18 protein-coding genes are annotated in these 19,869 nt (G+C 29.1%); 9 read left to right on the top strand and 9 right to left on the bottom strand.

Translation table 11 applies throughout. The features are described 5' to 3' along the window. The first annotated feature begins 1 nt into the window (after position 1). Complete coding sequence (locus JRV97_RS04705) at positions 2 to 1,360, top strand: GAF domain-containing protein (RefSeq protein ID WP_281000677.1); 1,359 nt, start codon at positions 2 to 4, stop codon at positions 1,358 to 1,360. Positions 1,361 to 1,365: 5 nt separating this feature from the next. Then, entirely contained in the window at positions 1,366 to 3,063 is a 1,698-nt protein-coding gene (locus JRV97_RS04700) for an HD-GYP domain-containing protein (protein WP_281000675.1), read from the top strand. 28 nt (positions 3,064 to 3,091) lie between these two features. Here the strand turns inward: JRV97_RS04700 and JRV97_RS04695 are convergent, their stop codons facing one another. The 8 genes from JRV97_RS04695 to JRV97_RS04660 form a co-directional block, all read right to left on the bottom strand. Then, entirely contained in the window at positions 3,092 to 3,949 is an 858-nt protein-coding gene (locus tag JRV97_RS04695) for a carbohydrate ABC transporter permease (RefSeq protein ID WP_281000674.1), read from the bottom strand. Positions 3,950 to 3,967: 18 nt separating this feature from the next. Beyond that, complete coding sequence (locus tag JRV97_RS04690) at positions 3,968 to 4,792, bottom strand: carbohydrate ABC transporter permease (protein ID WP_407081573.1); 825 nt, start codon at positions 4,790 to 4,792, stop codon at positions 3,968 to 3,970. Positions 4,793 to 4,923: 131 nt separating this feature from the next. Then, entirely contained in the window at positions 4,924 to 6,174 is a 1,251-nt protein-coding gene (locus tag JRV97_RS04685) for an ABC transporter substrate-binding protein (protein ID WP_281000670.1), read from the bottom strand. A gap of 177 nt (positions 6,175 to 6,351) precedes the next feature. Next, entirely contained in the window at positions 6,352 to 7,551 is a 1,200-nt protein-coding gene (locus JRV97_RS04680) for a hypothetical protein (RefSeq protein WP_281000668.1), read from the bottom strand. After that, positions 7,548 to 8,552, bottom strand: coding sequence for a galactose-1-phosphate uridylyltransferase (gene galT / locus JRV97_RS04675; RefSeq protein ID WP_281000666.1), 1,005 nt, complete (start codon positions 8,550 to 8,552; stop codon positions 7,548 to 7,550). Before galT ends, JRV97_RS04680 begins: the two co-directional genes overlap by 4 nt. Before the next feature lie 9 nt (positions 8,553 to 8,561). Continuing rightward, a complete protein-coding gene (locus JRV97_RS04670; protein ID WP_281000664.1) occupies positions 8,562 to 10,022 on the bottom strand; it encodes a glycogen synthase in 1,461 nt (486 codons plus the stop codon). A 108-nt stretch (positions 10,023 to 10,130) separates the two neighbouring features. Then, on the bottom strand, positions 10,131 to 10,745 hold the full coding sequence (locus tag JRV97_RS04665; protein ID WP_281000662.1) for an MBL fold metallo-hydrolase: 615 nt from the start codon (positions 10,743 to 10,745) through the stop codon (positions 10,131 to 10,133). A gap of 12 nt (positions 10,746 to 10,757) precedes the next feature. Next, a complete protein-coding gene (locus tag JRV97_RS04660) occupies positions 10,758 to 11,366 on the bottom strand; it encodes a CBS domain-containing protein (RefSeq protein ID WP_281000660.1) in 609 nt (202 codons plus the stop codon). 103 nt (positions 11,367 to 11,469) lie between these two features. Between JRV97_RS04660 and JRV97_RS04655 the strand changes: the two genes are divergently transcribed. From JRV97_RS04655 to JRV97_RS04645, 3 genes are read left to right on the top strand one after another with little or no spacing between them, the layout of a single operon-like run. Continuing rightward, positions 11,470 to 12,345, top strand: coding sequence for a DegV family protein (locus JRV97_RS04655; protein WP_281000658.1), 876 nt, complete (start codon positions 11,470 to 11,472; stop codon positions 12,343 to 12,345). Between the two features lie 4 nt (positions 12,346 to 12,349). Continuing rightward, positions 12,350 to 13,216: a DegV family protein gene (locus tag JRV97_RS04650; protein WP_281000657.1), complete on the top strand. Its 867-nt coding sequence runs from the start codon at positions 12,350 to 12,352 to the stop codon at positions 13,214 to 13,216. Between the two features lie 14 nt (positions 13,217 to 13,230). Continuing rightward, a complete protein-coding gene (locus JRV97_RS04645) occupies positions 13,231 to 14,463 on the top strand; it encodes a replication-associated recombination protein A (RefSeq protein ID WP_281000655.1) in 1,233 nt (410 codons plus the stop codon). On the opposite strand, the gene JRV97_RS04640 is transcribed toward JRV97_RS04645, so the two are convergent. Then, positions 14,460 to 14,696: a S4 domain-containing protein gene (locus JRV97_RS04640; RefSeq protein WP_281000653.1), complete on the bottom strand. Its 237-nt coding sequence runs from the start codon at positions 14,694 to 14,696 to the stop codon at positions 14,460 to 14,462. The genes JRV97_RS04645 and JRV97_RS04640 overlap by 4 nt on opposite strands. Before the next feature lie 151 nt (positions 14,697 to 14,847). On the opposite strand from JRV97_RS04640, the gene JRV97_RS04635 reads away from it, so the two are divergent. The 4 genes from JRV97_RS04635 to JRV97_RS04620 all read left to right on the top strand — a co-directional run bounded on the left by JRV97_RS04635 (position 14,848) and on the right by JRV97_RS04620 (position 19,861). Next, complete coding sequence (locus JRV97_RS04635; RefSeq protein WP_281000651.1) at positions 14,848 to 15,873, top strand: ABC transporter ATP-binding protein; 1,026 nt, start codon at positions 14,848 to 14,850, stop codon at positions 15,871 to 15,873. After that, positions 15,873 to 17,036 carry an ABC transporter ATP-binding protein gene (locus JRV97_RS04630; RefSeq protein ID WP_281000649.1) on the top strand — a complete coding sequence of 388 codons (1,164 nt, stop codon included), beginning with the start codon at positions 15,873 to 15,875 and terminating at the stop codon, positions 17,034 to 17,036. The genes JRV97_RS04635 and JRV97_RS04630 overlap by 1 nt, the downstream gene beginning before the upstream one ends. A gap of 19 nt (positions 17,037 to 17,055) precedes the next feature. After that, the gene (locus JRV97_RS04625) at positions 17,056 to 18,798 is read left to right on the top strand and encodes an ABC transporter substrate-binding protein (protein ID WP_281000648.1); all 1,743 of its coding nucleotides are present in this window, start codon (positions 17,056 to 17,058) and stop codon (positions 18,796 to 18,798) included. A gap of 85 nt (positions 18,799 to 18,883) precedes the next feature. Then, positions 18,884 to 19,861: an ABC transporter permease gene (locus JRV97_RS04620; protein WP_281000646.1), complete on the top strand. Its 978-nt coding sequence runs from the start codon at positions 18,884 to 18,886 to the stop codon at positions 19,859 to 19,861. Positions 19,862 to 19,869 lie beyond the last annotated feature (8 nt).

The following is a 19,869-nucleotide window of genomic DNA, read 5'->3' as shown; positions in this document are numbered from 1 at the left end:
TATGAATTTTATATCTACATTATCTTTTAATGAATTTAATGAATATATAAACAACATTTTTAATGATATTATAAAAAATCTGAATGTTTACTCGGGCTCTTTGATTGTTTTCGATGAAAATAATAACATTATATTCAAAATAGAAAAAAACTTAAATATTGACATTGATAATATATCTCCAGGTAAAATAGATCAAATGTTCTTAAAAGAGAAAAAGCCAATAATAATTAATAATGAAGATCTTGAAAAATATAATATAAAAAAGAAAAAAAATGATGTTATTTCATCAATTATTTTTCCCATGTATTTCAAAGATAGATTAATAGGGATTATGAATTTAAACAGAAAGGATAAAAAATTTTGTGAAACAGATTTAGATTTTCTTTTTAAAATTAAAGCATATATTTTACCAGCAATATATAATATAATTTTACTTGAGGAAATACATAGTGAAAGAGAGCGATTTAAAAATTATGCATATATTTTTGAATTAATTGTTGATATATATTCTAAAACAAATACAGCAATAGAATTTATGAATAGTGTAATAAAAACTGTTAAAAACAAATTTGGTGTAGATGTAAAACTCATTTCTTCAGATACTCCTGGAAAAAATAGTCTGAGAATTAAAGATAAATATTATAAAATATATATAGACTATAATACAGATGAAGAGATTGTCGAGAAAATAAAAGATTTTTTTATGAAAATTGTAATCATTAAACACTCAGAAGAATTGAATAAAATTCTGGAAAATTATTCTGAATTAGCTAAAGAAACACTTTTAATGAATTTTATATCCTGGGATTTAATACAAGAAATCAATAGTGCTTTAACAGGATTAAATTTAATAATGTTCTTTTTTGAATCACAACATCCGAAAATAGCCAATGAACTTAAGAAATCTATAAATAGAATCAAAGAAGCTATAATTAAGTATAAATCTAATTTTTATAACGATGAAAGTATTGAATTGGTTTCTATAAATGACATTATAAAAGAAATTGAGAAAAAAATAGTATTCTTAAATCCAGACATTAAATTTTTTAATCATATAGAAGTAAAAGCTTTAATATTTGCATCAAGAAATATATTATATAATATAATATTAAATATTATTGTCTCTATTTTAAAATATACCAATAATAAAAGATTTGATGTATATTTAATTAAGGAAAAAGGTTTTTATATATTAAGAATTGAAACCAATATTATACGATCAGAAATGAATAATAAGGATTTAAAAAACTCATTAAAAATTTCATCAACGATGTTAAGCAATTATCATATTGAATTTTATTATTCATCCAATGAAAATGGAACAGAATTTGTGCTTCAAATACCTTCAAAATCAGATTGATTGAGGTGATTAAAATATTTAATCTTGAAATTATAAAAAGAGCTATCAATATATTTTCGAGAACATTATTTCAAAATAAAGAATTGTTTATAGGACTTGCAGTGAATTTAGAAGGCACAAGCTTTCTAAATATATTTACTTTTGATAATTTAAATAAAGAATATTTTGAATATTCTGAAGATGTTGTATTTGAAGTTCCACAAAAAATGTATGATGTTTTTGAAGAAAAAAGAGAATCTCAATTTAAAGTAACATTTTCAAATGAGTTTTCGTTTTTGATAAATAATAGATTTGATAATTTTATTATAAAAACAATATTATTGCCAGAAAAGGAAAAAAATTATGGTTTTTTTTATTTGATTTCTAAGGATGAGATAGTATTTGATAATAGAGATGTGTTCTCAAGATTTATTTCTATATTTGAAAAGAATATTGATGCAGTTTATTTTAATAAATATTCAAAATATTCCATAAACGCTTTTGTGAAAAATTATTTGACACTCCTTCAAAATCATTCTGAGGTTTTATATGAGCATTCTTTAAGAGTTTCAGATTTAACAAATATTATGGGAAGTTTATTAGGGTTAGATGAAGAGAGCTTGTATAGATTGCAGATAGCATCGTTTATTCATGATATAGGATATATATGGTTTTCTGAAAAAGCTCTTGAGGAAATATTTGATATACAAAATGGTAGAGAAAAGGATCATATGATAAGTATGCATTTAAAAAGGCTTGAGGAAATGTTTTTTGGAAATGTTTTAATGAAACCATATGTAGATTTGGCATTAAATCATCATGAAAACATGGCAGGAACGGGATATTTTAAGAAAAAAGATTTATCTATAGAAGATAATATTTTAATAGTTGCAAATTATATTGATGAGAATATAGTCCTTTCAGGAAATCAGGAAACAGAGAATATAATAAAATATCTGGAAAAAAATGCTGGAAAATTATATGATAAGAATGTTGTTAATGCTGCTATTGAAGCATTAAAGATTTATTATACAGAATTTGATAATGGGAAATTTTCAGGATTAGCATTAAAATCAAAAACAATTAATTTAAGATATGAAGGCTTGGGAGAAGAGTTAATTGAATTAACAGGAATTGTGGAAAAAGTGTTGGGAGATATGTTATATGTAAATGTAAGAACGATGGATCAAATTAATATAGGGTCGATATTAAAAGTAAAAATAACAACAAAGGATTTTCCATTGATAGCAAAAGCTCAGGTAATATTAAAAAATCCTTATGGATATATTATAAAAATTATTGAAAAAAGAGAAACAAAAAAATCAAAATTAAAAGTTTTTTGGAATTTTGAATTTTTAATTGGTCATAAAAATGAAATTACACCATTATTAAAAGAAAAACTCACCCCAGTTATATGGAATGTTTTGAAGTCGAAAATGAAGCCAGCAAGATGTAAGGTTTTTGGGGCAGAAGGGATGATTTTTTCTATACTTCAAGAGGATGATGTTTTTAAACAAGATGATGTGATTATGATATATATAGAAGAATTTGGAGAAAAATTATTTATTCCAGCATCATTGATTTCAAAGAAAAAACTTTTGTATCATAATGAATATGAAGCTAAATTTTTTGAATTGCCAGAAAGATTGCAGTCTGCAATATACAGGATAATTTTTAGAAGACAATCTTCCATTAGAAAAATGGGATCTATTTCTGAATTATAAATCCCCCTTTAAAAGGGGGATTTTATTATCAGCCTTTTACAGCACCAGCGGTTAAACCTGCAACTATTTTTTTCTGGAATATTAATACCAGAATAACAAGTGGCAATGTAACTATAACAGCAGCAGCCATTAATTGACCCCATGGAAGTTCATAGAATGTTTTACCAGAGAACATAGCTATTGCTACAGGGACAGTATATTTTTCTGGTAATTGCATAAATGTTAATGCAAATAAGAATTCATTCCATGCGGCTATAAAGGTTAAAAGACCTGTTGTTACAAGTCCTGGGGCAGATAATGGAATAATTATTCTCCATAACGTCATAAATTTTGAACAACCATCAATTGCAGCAGATTCTTCAATAGAAATAGGAATATCCTTAAAGAAATTATGTAATATCCAGGTTGTTAACGGCAAATTTAAAGCTATATATGGAATGATTAAACCAGGATATGTGTTAATTAATCGCATATTTCTTAATATCTGGAATAAAGCACCTAAAATAGATACCTGCGGAAACATACTAACAGCAAGAATTAAAGACATTATAGCAACTTTTCCAGGCATTTTTAATCTTGCAACGGCATATCCTGCAAAAGAACCAAATATTAATGATAATATCGTTGTTGTTCCTGCTACGATAATAGAATTAATTATATTTTTATAAAATGGCCTTTCGGTAAATACCAGTATATAATTTTTAAAAGTAGGATGTTTTGGGAATAATTTTATAGTTTTTGAAAACAGTTCCGAATTAGGTGTTATCGATGAAGTAATAGCATAATAAAATGGGAATATATAAAATATAAGCATAATGACGACTAATATATATAATAAAGTAGTTCCAATTTTTTTCTTTGTTTTGTAGGATTTAATAAAAGTCATGTTTAAGCCTCCTTTTGATCATTCAAACTTTAAGTTTAATGATCTCATGTAAATTATTGCGAAGATACTAATTATAAGGAATATAACAACAGAAATTGCTGAACCATAACCAAACCATGCACCAGTAAATGCTCTATCCATTAAAATATGCCTATTATAAACAGCCATTGTTTCAACAGACTTATTCATGATATAGAAAATATCAAATACTCTTAAAGCATCTAATGTTCTGAAAATCAAAGCAACAGCTATTGTTGGACTTAATATAGGTAAAGTTATTTTTGTAAATTGCTTCCATCCAGAAGCGCCATCAATTCTTGCTGCCTCATATAATTCTGAAGGAATTGTTTGCAATCCTGCAAGCAATAATAAAGCCATAAATGGAGCTGTTTTCCATACATCTACAGCGATAATCGCAACCATAGAAGACCATTTTTCACTTAATATAGGTGTTCCTGGGGCCAGCCAACCTAATTTATATAATATTTGAGCTACAATTCCATATTGATCATTATACATCCATTTCCACATTTGTGAAGAAACAGATGTAGGAACAGCCCAAGGAATAAGGATAGCAGCTCTTACAACACCTCTTAAGGCAAATTTGGCATTTAAAATCAAAGCGGTAGCCAATCCGAGAATAAATTCTAAAGTTACTGAAATAAGCGTAAATATTAAGGTATTCCATAAACTTGTCATAAACCTTGTGTCATGAAATAATCTAATATAATTATCAAAACCTATAAACCTTTTAGGAATTCCAGGTCTTAAACCGAAGGAAAAAAAGCTATCCCAAAATGTTTTTATTAATGGGAAGAATGCTGTGATGAAGATAGCTAACATAGCAGGAACAATTAACCAAAATCCTAACCATATGTCTTTCTTTTTATAGTTTATTTTGATTTTAGTACTCAAGATTTCCACCCTCCTATTTTTAAAGCCGGGGTTACCCCCGGCTTTTATTTTAGGAAAAATTATTGACCTGTGATCATCTTTAATTCAGATTCTAAGTCTTTTAAAGCCTTTTCTACATCAACTTTACCCAATAAGAAATCGTGAATATGTCTTTGAATAGCATCTGAAACTTCTGTGTATAATGGTGTAATTGGTCTTGGTTCTGCATTGATAAATACATTGTAAAGTTCAACCATAAATGGAGCAGCTTCTTTTAATTTTGGATCTGAATAAACAGCTTTTCTTGTTGGGTTTTGCCCAGCATTCATTGCTTTGTATAATTGTTGATCATAAGATGTTAAGAATTTTATGAATTTCTTTGCAGCATCTTTTTCTGCAGCTGAAGAATATTTGTTAATTGCTAACATCCATCCACCCAATGTAGCTGAATGTCTTCCACCTTCAATGTCACCCATTGGTAATGGAGCAACACCAATTTTACCAGCAATTTTTGATTGTTTTGGATCATTAGCCAATGACCAAACATATGGCCAGTTTCTTAAGAATACTGATTCACCATTTTGGAAAGGTCTTCTTGTTTCTTCTTCCATGTAGGTTAAAACACCTTTTGGAGCAACGCCGTCGTCAATGAAGCTCTTTAACATTGTTAATGCTTTTACTAATCTTGCGTGATTATCTGGATCTCCAATTATAACTTTTCCATTTGCATCTAAGAAATCTGCGCCGTATGAATGTACAAATTCTGCAACGTCACAAACTAAACCTTCATATTGGTTTAATTGGAATAACATACCGTTTATTTTTTCTTTTGATGCAATATCTGCAGCAACTTTTTTCAATTCTTCCCATGTTTGTGGAACATCATACCCATATTTTTGTAATAAGTCTTTTCTGTAATACAATAAACCAGCATCGGTAAACCAAGGAATAGCAACTATTCTTCCTTGAACTGTTCCAGATTTTACTGTTCCTGGTAAAAATTTGTCTAATTCAAAATATTTATAATCATTTGTCAAGTCTTCTACAAATGGAGCAAATTCTGCAGGCCAGATAACGTCTATCATTAAAATATCTGGATCTGGTGTCATGGCTCCTAAATATGTAACATATAAGTCATGTCTTGCTGTAGAACTATTTGGCATAGGTAATAATTGAACCTCAATATCCGGATAAATCTTGTTGAACATCTTAATTTGATTCATTAAAACTTCTAACTCTTTTCCAACAGCACCAGCTGCCATAGTAATTTTTACACTCATCCCCATAACAGCCATTAAAACAACTAAGGATAACACTAATAGCTTCTTCATGCTAACACCCTCCCTTTCATTTTGCGCAACCGTTTTCGTTAATTTATAAAAACAACTTCTTTTCAATTATAACATAAATTTTAAAATAAAAAAAATTCCCCTATAAAAAGTTTATAGGGGAAAATCATAAAAAAATTAAGAAAAAATAGCATAATTTAAATTAATTTTATTTAATCATCAAAATTCGGCAATAACGCTAAATTCTATTTTGTCTTTAAATTCATTATTTGTGTTGTCATAATATTTTGTATATAGCATAAATAAACCATTTGAAATTGGATATCCGACGGATACTTCTGCAGATGTGTTTTCATCCAAGAGATTTTTTAATTCTGATAATGTTGTCATAGGTTTATAATATTTTCCTACGATTATTAATGGGAATTGGTCTGAAGGAATTTTTGCATATAATGAACCATTTAATTCAGGATTCTTAACTTCAAATTCTGTAGTTAAATCATAATTTAATCTTGCTTTTGCAGATAATAAATTACCGAGATTTATTCCTAATTCACCTATGCCACCAAGTCTGGTTGTGTTATAAGATAATAATTCATTATATTTTGTAGAATCGTCTAAATTCTTTTCATAATCAGCATTCACGAATCCAAGTTTATAATATGGCATTTGATAAACAACTGGTAAAGCTTTAACCGTAATTATGCCAAGATTTAAAATTCCCCCAACACCAGCTCCATAACCAGTTACTGACGTGGAATCAAATGAAGAATTTATATACCCAGCTTCACCACCTAATCTTAATGCATTTCCACCAATATATGCAGATACACTACCTAATACATCTTCTCTTAATGGGTTAACATCATTTTTAGGCATAGTTTTTCCAGCAAATGTTTCGATATTTATAAAACCTAATTTTGTTCTTAATATTCCATAATATAAGTGAGCTGTTTGGCTGTATGAAAATGGCATTATTGAATCTAAAGAATATGGAGCATGGATTTCCACGTTTGCTACTGGTGTGATAAGACCTAAATCTAATGCGTTTTGATAATTATTTGTGTAATTATACATTAACATACCAAGTCCCATAGTTTTTGGAAAAGACATTCCGTATCTAAAGTATAAAGGTCCAACCCTTAATTTTAAAAGATTAATTGTTAAACCGTTTAATACATCTGTTGATTGTTCCATACCTGGCTTTCCGTAATATAAAGAACCACCAATTTCTGTTTGATAAGCATTTAGTCCTAAACCTATACCAAAATTGGTATTTTCGAATACACCAGTTATAGAATAGGTTAAGTAATCCTGACCATTTTCTTTAATTGTGTTAAAATATGGTCTCACGTAAAATGATGAAAAAGCTGAAATAGCAAATGCAACTACCAATAGTAACATCAACATTTTTTTCATAATAATCCCTCCTCTAATGATTTTAGATTTTGTGCAGCATTTTCTGGAGATACTGAGTTAATAAAAAAACCTGATCCCCATTCGAACCCAGCTGCATTTGTTAATCGTGGAATAATTTCCAGATGCCAATGATAGAAATGATTTTCAATGTTATCGAACGGAGATGTGTGTATCATATAATTATAAGGTATGTCACCTAATAAAATATTTAATCTTAGCAATGTTGTTTTTAGAATTTTAGCGAAATTTTTTACCAATTTAGTATTTAGATCACCAAAATTTGAACTATGTTCTTTTGGAATTATCCATGTTTCATATGGGAAGCGAGGAGCAAAAGGTTCAAAAGATATAAAACTATCATTTTCTTCAATAATCCTCACTTTTTCTTCTTTTTCTTGTTGTATAATAGAACAAAAAATACACCTTTTTTTTATATTAAAATAAGTTTTAGCTCCTTTTAACTCTTCTTCTATAAAAATTGGAATAATAGGTGTTGCTATTAATTGTGAGTGAGGATGTGATAAAGAAGCTCCCGCATTTCTACCATAATTTTTAAAAATTTGAACATATTTAATTTTTTTATCTTTTTTTATTTCATTAAACCTTTGCAAATATGCCCATATAATTTCTTCAACCTCAAAATTGCTCATATAAGCAATAGTAGAGTTGTGTTCAGGGGTTTCTATAATAACTTCATGATATCCATAACCTTCAATTGAAAAATATATACCGTTTTTTATTAATTTAGGCAATGTATCCTGAGTAACAGCAGGAAATTTATTTGGAACAACTCTTAACCACCAATTTTCATCATTTGGCTTAGAGTTTTCAGGTCGAAATGCAAGAATTTCCGGTGGAGTTAAGTGCTCATTCCCACTATCAAATGGGCAAAATTCTTTTTTTGAAACAGTTGATACTACTTTATCCATCGGTCTATTTGACCTTTCTGATGCAATAATAACCCATCTGTTAGTGATAGGATCTTTTCTATATTCAGGCATATTTGCCTCCTAAAATCTTTTTTTTGCTAATGCTCTTTTGTAAATATGTAGGTATTCATCAGCAGATTTATCCCACGAAAAATCCTCATTCATTGCATTTATAATGAGTTTATTCCAGCAATTTTTATTTCTTTTATAAACATGAATAGCTTTTAATATTTCTATTAACAAATTAGATGATGAATATTCATAGAATCCAAAGCCTGTTCCTGAATAGGTACTGCATGAAAATTCTTTAACTGTATCAGCTAAACCGCCGGTATATCTAACTATTGGGATGGTACCATATCTCATAGCATACATTTGACCTAATCCACACGGTTCATATTTTGAAGGCATTATAAACATATCACTTCCTGCATATATTAGTTGAGCAAAATTTTTATCGAATTTAATGTTTATAGAAAGTTTTTCTGGATATTTATCACGATATTTTAATAATAGCTCTTCATAACGTTTTTCGCCAGTACCAAGAATTACTATTTGAATATCAAGTAATGTTAAATAGTCAAGAATTTCAGAGATTAAATCTATACCTTTTTGCTCAACAATTCTTCCTATAAAACTTATTACAGGAATATTTTCATTTTTAGGAAGATTTGATTTTTCCTGAAGAGCTAATTTATTCTTTGTTTTATTTTCTAAATTTTCTTTATTAAAATTGTATGGAATAGTTTTATCTGTTTCTGGATCAAACTGATTATAATCGATACCATTTAAAATTCCATATAAGTCATCATTTCTTACTTTTAGGACACCATCAAGTTTATATCCATATTCATCGGTTTGAATTTCTTCTGCATATGTTTTGCTTACTGTATTAATTATATCGCTGAAAAGTATGCCGCCCTTTAGAAAATTAATTTGTCCAAAAAATTCTAATGCATCGATATTATATAAATATCCTGGTAGTCCAGCAATACTTAAAATTTCTGGAGAAAATATACCCTGATATCCGAGATTATGTATTGTTAGAACTGTTGAAATTTTTGAAAGAACTTTATCATCCCTATAATTATTTTTTAAATATACTGGTATTAAAGATGTTTGCCAATCATTAATGTGAATTATTTCAGTATCTGTTAAATTATTTTTTACAAATGTGAGAACACAATCTGAAAAATAGGATGTTTGATGGTCTTTGTTTGGATATTCATATATATCTTTTGTTGAAAATAGATTTTCATTTTTAATTAAATATATAGGTATATCGGTCTCAGGTAAATGTGATTTAAAGACTGAGAAAGGGTATTTAAAAGAATGGCTAAATGGATATAAATTTTCGGTTACTTTTTCCAGAGGTAATCCATATTTTTGAATATTTTCTTCAACGATTTTATGGAAAGGCATAATAACACTTATTTTATCCACTTTATCTTTTAAAAATTTAGGTAGAGTTCCAACAACATCGGCTAATCCTCCAACTTTCGCAAACGGGTCAACCTCATATGAAACTAACACAATATTCACTTTTTTCACCACCTCTTCAAAGAAATATTTTTAATTAGCCTCCTCTTTTATAAAATTAATCCATGATAATTATACCATATAAAACAAAAAGAAGTGCAAAGGCACTTCTCATTTTATTTTATATGGAGTATCATGTGTGAAAATTACATAATCTGATTTTTCTGTCCAATGTTTAACTATTTCAGCAACTTTATCTGTTCTCAGGTTCCTCATAATATCATAAAAATCTATTTTTGTCATGCAAATGTCCCCTGGTAAAAATAGATTTCCCATATTTTCTGTTTCTATATATAATGAAACATGTTCTTTTGAATGATATGGAGTATATATTACTTTTATTGAATCAAATAATTTTTCACCATCTTTAAATGTTTCAACTCGTCCATTCCATGAATCAATCATTTGTTGGTATGCCTGGCCGATTAAAGGCCCGAATTTTCTATAATTTTTTCCTTTATAATTTTCATGTATTCTTATTGTAGCATTTGGAAAAAATATGGAATTATATGCATGGTCGAGATGAACATGAGTTAGTATAATATCTGTAATATCTTCTGGGGCTATATCCAGATTTGCCTCAATGTCCTGAATTACATGAATATGACTTGGATCGATTAATATCTTTCTTTCATCGTTTTCCAATAAGAAAACTGAAGAAAATGTTCCGTGAACTCTACCTGTTATAGTTAGTAAACCACCATCCAGAATAACTTTAAAATTCATATTCAAACCTCCTTATGATTCTTCATATATTCCATCATATTCAATGTTATTTTTATCAAGAATAGTAGAAACGGTATTAACATCCTTCAATGATAGTTTAATAGATAACATTCTTCTATCTTTATTTATTTTGCATGTGGTCATTGAAAGTATGTTTAATTTATTGTTGCTTATTGTTTCTACAATTTTTCTTAATTCTCCTGGTTTGTCATTTAAAGTAAGAATAACCTTTGTTCCAACTTCATCAAGTGCTGTTATGCTCACCATTGCCTGAATTAATTCATGAAAGCCAAATAATCCTACAGGTTTCATGTCATAATCAACAACGGGTAGTACTTTATAATTTGTTTCTAACATTGTTAATAGAACATCTTCAACTAAATCATCTTCATATAAGAAATCTTCGATAGGTTCAAATACATCTATTAAATAATCATCGCTATTATATTCCCTTAATATTGCAATATCCTCCCGACGTATGGATGAAAGGAGAGTTCCATTTTTTCTGATTATTAAAATGATTTCAATATCTTTTTCAAAAAACAGTTTTATTGCATCATCTACAGTATTTGTTATTCGTAAAGTTTCAAATTTATTTCTCATCCATAATTTTACATACATTAAAAATCCTCCCTTTTTCTTTTATTATATTATACACCAAAAAGGATGAAAATTGTGCTATAATTAAAATATCAAAAAAATCTCAATTTTTGGGGGGATAGTAATGGAAAAAATAGGTATTATTGTTGATTCAGGTTGTGATGTTCCACAGGATATCATAAAAAAATATGACAATATTGAGGTTGTTCCATTAAGAACAATAATTAATAATAAAGAATATGATGAAGGAACTTTTTCTGAAGAATTTCTTTTTGAACATCTTGATGAGAAAATCACAACATCTTTACCAAAACCAGAAAATGTGAAATTAGCAATTGAAAATATGATTGAAAAAGGATATAATAAAATTATTACTTTAAATATTTCCAAGAATTTAAGTGGAACATATAATCTTTTTAAAATGATTTCAGAAGGGATTATGAAGGGTAATAATGAAATTGAAATTGCAAATATAGATACATTAAATATTTCAATTGGCTCTGCCCTGATTGTATATAAAGCTGTACAATATATTGAAGATGGAAAAAATTTTAATGAGATTATTAAATTAATACAGGAAGATATAAAAAATGCTACGGTTTTTTATGTGGTGCCAACTTTGAAATATCTTGCTCGTGGAGGTAGAATTGGTAAGGTTTCTGCTATGTTAGGGCAGATCATGAATATAAAACCCATTATCTCTGTTAATGATGAAGGTATTTATTATACAGTTTCGAAAATCAGAGGATTTAATAGATCAGTAGAAGCGTTATATAATGAAATTTTAAAATATATTGGTAATAATAAGTTTGTTGCTGGGGTGGTTATTAGTGGAAATGGAGAAAAAGTAAAGAAAATGCAGGAAATATTAATTTCAAAATTAAAATCTTTTAGTAATTCAATAGAGGTTTTTAAAGGGAAAGTTTCCAGTACTTTATCTGTTCATACCGGACCAGATTTAATTGGTATAGGCGTATTAAGACTAAATAATGGAGGATGATATTGTGGAAAAGATAGGTATTATTGTGGATTCTGGAACAGATATTCCAAAGAATATAATAGAAAAATATAATATAAAGGTAGTACCTTTAAGAATTGTTATAAATGGTAAAGAGTATGAAGAGGGTAGTATTAGTGAAGAGTTTTTATTAAAGAGGCTTGATGATAGTGAAGTGAAAACTTCTTTACCAAATCCAGATTCAATAGTTAATGCTATTGAAAGTTGTATTAATGAAGGTGTAAATAAGATTATAACATTTAATATTTCAAGCAATATGAGTGGAACATATAATTTGTTTCGATTGACCACCAATAGTATAAAGGAAAAATATCCTGAGGTTCAGATAGAAAATATAGATACATTAAATATATCGATAGGAGCAGGGATTATTGCCTATAGAGCTGCTCAAATGATAGAGGAAGGAAAAAGTTTTGATGAGGTGGTTGAATGGTGTAATAAAAATAAAAATAAATCAAAAGTATTTTTTGTAATACCATCTTTAAAATATCTTGCAAAAGGTGGAAGAATAGGTAAGGTTTCAGCAAAAATAGGTGAATTGTTAAATATAAAGCCGATAATATCAATTAATGATGAAGGAATTTATTATACAATTTCAAAAACAAGAGGTTTTAAAAAATCTTTTTCAAAGGTATATGAAGAGTTTTTAAAGTTTGTTGATGATCAGAAACATATGGCTGCTGTTTATATAAGCGGGACATCAAAAGAATTTGAAAAACTTCAAAAGAATTTTTTTGAGAAGGTTTCAAGTTTAGAACATTCTGTTGAAGTAGTAGTTGGTAAGGTTTCCAGTACTCTACTGGTACATTCTGGACCGGATATGTTCGGAATAGGTGCTTTTATTATAGAATGAGGTGAGAAAACAAATTGAATAATATACCATTATATGAAAAATTAAGACCAAAAAGTTTAAATGAAGTATTAGGAAATTCAAGATTAAAAAAAATATTAAAAAGTTGGATTGAAAAAGATAAAATAAAATCTTTTGTTATATATGGACCCCCAGGTTCTGGAAAAACAACGGTTATTTCAGCTTTTTTAAATGAGCTTGATGATAAAAAATACGAGATACATAAGATTTCTGGAGCATTAGAGGGTGCAAAAACTTTAAAAAACATTATAGCCAGTTCAGAAATACCGTTGTTTAAAAAACAGACAGTTTTGTTTGTGGATGAAATACATAGATTAAATAAAGCAGAACAAGATGTTTTACTACTTCATGTAGAAAAAGGAGATTTAATATTGGTGGGTTCGACTACAGAGAACCCATCGTTTTCTATTAATCCAGCTTTATTATCAAGGATATTGACTTTTGAAATTATCCCTCTAAATGAAGAAAATATAGGAATATTATTAAAAAGAATTAATAAAATTTATCCAGACATAATATTCGAAGAAGAATTAAAATTCAGTTTAAAGAATTTCTTTAATTATGATATAAGAAGAATTATTAATACCATTGAAGCTTTAATAGACATGGGAATAAAGGAAATAACCTCAGATTCATTTAAAGAAATACATTCTTCTTTTGGATATTCAAAAGAAGACAAATACGATACAATTTCAGCTTTCATTAAAAGCATTAGAGGAAGTGATCCTGATGCAGCAATTTTTTATCTGGCATATATGCTGGAAAATGGTGAGGATCCACTATATATTGCAAGAAGATTAATGATTTTAGCATCTGAAGATATAGGACTTGCAGATCCGATGGCGATGAATATAGCTGTTTCAGCGTTTCAGGCAACAAAGGAAATAGGCTACCCAGAGTGTTTATATCCATTAGGTGAAGCTACTCTATATCTTTCATCAGCACCAAAATCTAATTCAGTATTAAATGCATATATGACAGCAAAAAAGTATATTGGTGAAAAATTTGAAATTCCATTTAAATTAAGGAATCCCGTTACTAAATGGATGAAAAATAAAGGATATGGAAAAAACTATAAATATCCGCATGATTCTGGTGGATTTGTTATAGATACATATTTACCTGATAAATTAAAAGAAAAACAATTTTATTTGCCGAAAAATATAGGTTTTGAAGGTAAAATAAAACAAAGATTGAAGAAGTTATGGGATGGTTTTAAGAATTATTAGGTGTTTTTATCCTCAATTATTTCCTGTAATATTTCTATTTTATAGTTATCTAACACTTTAAAAATAATTTTTTTATTGTATAATAGGATGTTAATAATATCTCCAACCTTGACTTCATATGATGGTTTTAACGGTTTGTTGTTTTTCAATATTTTTCCGGATTTTGCTAATTCATTTGCAACAGTTCTTCTTTTAATTATTCTATTTGTTTTTAAAAATTTGTCTAATCTCATTTAAGTTAAGACACCTCCATGAAAAAGTTTTAAATAATGCGAAATAAAAAGAAATTTTAATACTTGACATACTCTCTTAAAACAATTATAATATATTTAGCAGAAATAATCAATTACAATAAATTTAATTATAAATTATGAGGTGATAGAGTTGTCTGAGCCAGTTCTTATAGTAGAAAACTTGAAAACGTATTTCGACATAGCTGAAGGAACAGTAAAGGCAGTAAATGGTGTATCTTTTACATTGAATAAAAATGAATCCCTTGGTGTTGTTGGAGAAACGGGTTCAGGTAAAAGTGTAACTATGAAAACAATTATGGGTTTAATAAAAAAGCCTGGATATATTCCAGAAGGAAAAATATTATTTCATACTGATGAATTTAGTAAAGATGGTAAAAAAGAATATATAGATTTAGCTAAATTACCTCAACACCAATTTACAAGGATTAGGGGAAGACATATTGCTATGATTTTCCAGGATCCTATGACATCATTAAATCCAATGTATACTGTTGCGGATCAAATGATTGAAACTATAATGTATCATCAAAATGTTTCTGAAGAAGAAGCAAGAAAAAGAGCTATTGAACTTTTAAGAAAAGTTGGAATTCCTAATGCCGATAAAAGAATAGATGATTATCCTTTTCAGTTTTCTGGAGGTCAAAGACAAAGAATAGTTATTGCTATAGGGCTATCTTGTAATCCAGAATTATTAATTGCAGATGAGCCAACAACAGCTCTTGATGTTACTATTCAGGCTCAAATATTGGAACTAATGAAAGACTTGCAAAATGAATTCAATACAGCTATGATATATATTACGCATGACTTATCCGTTGTAGCAGAAATTGCGGATAAGGTTATGGTTATGTATGGTGGAATGCAAATGGAAATGGCTGATGTTAATACTATTTTTGAAAAACCAACTCATCCATATACAAATATGCTTCTTAACTGTATTCCAAGGCATGATGCTAAAAAAGATGATTTGGAGCCAATTCCTGGTCAACCACCGATAATGTTGGATCCTCCTAATTTGTGTCCATTTTTACCAAGATGTCCAAGGGCAACAGATAGATGTAGAAAAGAATTAGCGGAGCTTAAAGAAGTCGAACCAGGACATTTCGTAAGATGTTGGAATCCGGTTATGGACACAAGAATGGAGGGAGATAAATAATGCTTTTAAGAGTTAATAATCTTAAGAAATATTTTCCTATAAAACATGGATTTATAGTGGAAAAAACGGTAGGATATGTGAAAGCTGTCGATGGAGTAACCTTTTCTCTTGATAAAGGAGAAACTTATGGCCTTGTTGGGGAATCTGGTTGTGGTAAAACTACAATTGGAAAAACAATATTAAGACTTTATAATCAGACAGATGGCGAGATATTTATTGATGATAAAGATACGAGTTATTTTTTCATGAAAAAAAGTGAAGCTAAAGATTATTTAAAAAGACATTATATAGACATGTTACATAAAGAAATAAAGAAAAAATCGGAATCAGAATTTTTAAAAGATTTACCAGAATATAAGAAGCCATATTTTGAATATTTGATAAAAAATGGTGAAGGTAAATTTATAGATTATATGCTTTCAGATTTAAAAGGTAAAAGAATGCATTTTAGAAGGAAAGTTCAAATCGTTTTTCAGGATCCAACATCGTCATTAAATCCAAGAATGACAGTGGGATCAATTTTATCTGAACCATTATTATTTCATGGAATTGCTAAGAATAAAAATGAAGCATTTGATATAGTTAAAGAGATTCTTGTGAATGTTGGATTGAAGAAATACCATGTTGATAGATATCCTCATCAATTCTCTGGAGGTCAAAGACAGAGAATTGCTGTAGCAAGAGCAGCAATATTAAAACCAGATTTAATTATTCTTGATGAGCCGACTTCTGCATTGGATGTTTCTGTTCAAGCACAAATAATTAAATTATTAAAGGATTTACAATCAGAATTAAATGCTGGATATTTATTTATATCTCATGATCTTGGTGTTGTTAGGTTTATTTCAAATTATGTTGGTATTATGTATCTTGGTAGAATGGTTGAGTATGGTGATTCTGATGAAATATTTGATAACTTTAAGCATCCATACACTGAAGCGCTATTGAATGCTGCACCAGTTCCTGATCCAAGGAAAAGAAGAGATAGAAAGCAATTTATTATTAAAGGACAGGTGCCTTCACCAATTAATAGACCAAAAGGATGTTTCTTCTCACCAAGGTGTAAATATGCCTTTGAACCATGTTCAAAAAAATATCCACCATATTATGAAGTGGGGAATAATCATTTTGTAGGTTGTTATAAATATGAACCAAAATCTTGAAATCAAGGGAGGGAGTAGCATGAAGAAGTTTTTAGTTTTATTGTTCGTTTTAGTTACAGCCCTTGCTGTATTTGCTGATACAGTAGATTGGGCAATTGAAGACGTTGCTGGAAAACCAGGGGGTACATTGTTTTTGAGTACAACATCAGGTCCAAAAACAATGAATCCAGCATGGGCACAAGAAACATCATCTACAGACATTATTGGATGGGTATTAGACACATTGGTACATTCATCTAATAAAGGTTTAGCCGAATTACCAGGTTTAGCAAAGGAATTTTCAGCTAAAGTTACTGAAGACGGAAAAACAGTTTATACTTATGTATTAAGAAAAGGTTTAAAATGGTCAGATGGACAACCATTGACAGTTGACGATGTTATATGGTCATTCGAAAAAATCTGGTTTGATAATGATATGACAGCAAATGGAAATGCTGGTTATATGGATTCAAATGACGCATTACCAACAATTAAAAAAGTTGACGATTACACAGTTCAATTTATTTATAATTCAAAATTCAGAAGAGGTCACGAATCAATTGGATGGACAGAAATATTACCAAAACATATTTTAGAACCATATTATAAAGAAGGTAAATTTAAAGAAGCATGGTCATTAGCAGATTTAAAATCAGTAGTTTCTTCTGGCCCATTTGTTTTAAAAACATATAAAGAAGGCGTTAGAGTTGTATTAGAAAAGAACCCATATTATTACAGAAAAGATAAAAATGGTGTTCAATTACCTTACTTAGATCAAATAGTTTATGTTATTGTTAAAGATTTAAACACAGAAAGATTAAAGTTCGAAGCTGGTGAAACAGATATTTATTCACCTACAGCTGAAGAATTCCCAGAAATTAGAGCAATGGCAGAAGAAAAAGGTTGGGTAGTAAGACAAGGTGGACCAAACTTAGGTTCAAACTTTGTAACCTTTAACTTCAATGCAAAAGATCCTGTTAAGAGAAAATGGTTTAGAAATGATAACTTCAGAAGAGCTATAGCTTATGCAATTGATAAACAAACATTGATCGATGTATTATATAACGGATTAGGTGCAGCATTATATGGTCCTGTATCACCATCATCAGGATTTTATAATCCAGAAGTAGAAAATTTAGGATTCAGATACTCATTAGCAAGAGCTAAGAGAGAACTTAAAAAAGGCGGATTTGTATTAAAAGGTGGAAAATTATATGATGCTGATGGAAATCCTGTAAAATTCGAATTAACAACAAATGCTGGTAACAACGTTAGGGAAGAAATTGGTAATATCTTAAAAGAAAACTTATCAAAATTAGGTATTGATGTTAACTTTGCTCCAATGCAATTTAATGCATTAGTTGGTAAATTAGTGGCAACAGGAGATTGGGAAGCAGTTATTATAGGTTTAACAGGTTCTGTAGATCCAGCATCAGGATGGAATGTATGGAGATTAGATGGTGGATTACATTTCTGGAATTATTCACCAGAAGTAAAACCAAAAATGTTTGATGATGCTTTAAAAGCAGATTATGTTGTTCCTGAATATGAAAAGAGAATTGATGAAATCATGAGATTACAGGTATCAGCAGTTGATAAAGATGAATTACACAAATTATTCGACGAATTCCAGATGTTAGTAGCAGAACATCAAGTATTAGTATACACAGTAGCACAAAATTATTTAATTGCTTATAAAAAATCAGTACATATTTACAATCCAGATCCTAACCCAGCAGCAGGTGTTCTTTGGGCAGGATGGAATATCTGGAAAGATCAATAATATTTATTATTCTTATTTAATTGGGAGTGGGGGAAATGGAGAGTTTTCTCCGCTCCCTTTCAAATTAATGTGAGGAGGTCTTTTGATGCTAAAGTATATCCTTAGGAGAATTATTTTGGCCATACCTGTATTGCTTGGTGTGTCAATAGTATCTTTTATGATAATATCATTAGCACCAGGTGATTTTTTGGATTCTTATAGACTTAATCCGGCAGTAAGTGCCGATCAGGTTAAGAATTTAGAAAAAAGGTTTGGGCTTGATAAATCACCAGTTGTTCAATATTTTATATGGCTAAAAAATATATTGAAAGGTGACTGGGGAGATTCATTTACATATCAAATTCCTGTTTGGGATTTAATATGGAGAAGAGTTGGAGCAACTTTATTATTAAGTATAACTACATTCATTTTTACCTGGGGGATAGGTATCCCGCTGGGTATATATGCAGCATTGCATCAATATAGTTTAGGAGATCAGATTGTTGGTGTTATAGGATTTATAGGATTGTCAATACCAAATTTCTTTTTTGCCTTATTGTTTTTGTTTTTTGCGGCAAAAACCGGTGGAAAGATTTTTCCAGTTGGTGGTTATATTTCATTAGGATATGATACATTTCCTGCATGGAAAAAGTTTTTAGATATATTATGGCATGTTCTTGGACCTATGATTACTTTGGGAACTTCTGGTCTTGCAGGAACAATGAGGGTTATGAGAGGACAATTGCTTGATGAATTGAAACAGGATTATGTTGAATTTGCAAGAGCTAAAGGTATGCCAGAAAATGTTGTTATTTATAAACACGCATTGAGAAATGCAATTAATCCTATTATTACAGCCTTAGGTTTTTCAATTTCAGGACTTTTGGGCGGAGCGGTTTTAACAGAAAATGTATTTGGATGGCCAGGAATGGGTCAATTAATTATAGAAGCATTGTTGCAGCAGGATATTTTCGTTATAATGGCTGATATTATGTTAGCTTCTGTATTATTGGTTGTTGGTAACTTAATTGCTGATATATTACTTGCAGCTGTTGATCCAAGAGTTCGTTTGAGATTAGGATAATGGAGGGA

This window comes from Marinitoga aeolica (assembly GCF_029910535.1).
In the GTDB taxonomy this organism is placed as follows: Bacteria; Thermotogota; Thermotogae; order Petrotogales; family Petrotogaceae; genus Marinitoga; species Marinitoga aeolica.
This window is presented reverse-complemented; position numbering and strand designations above follow the sequence as displayed.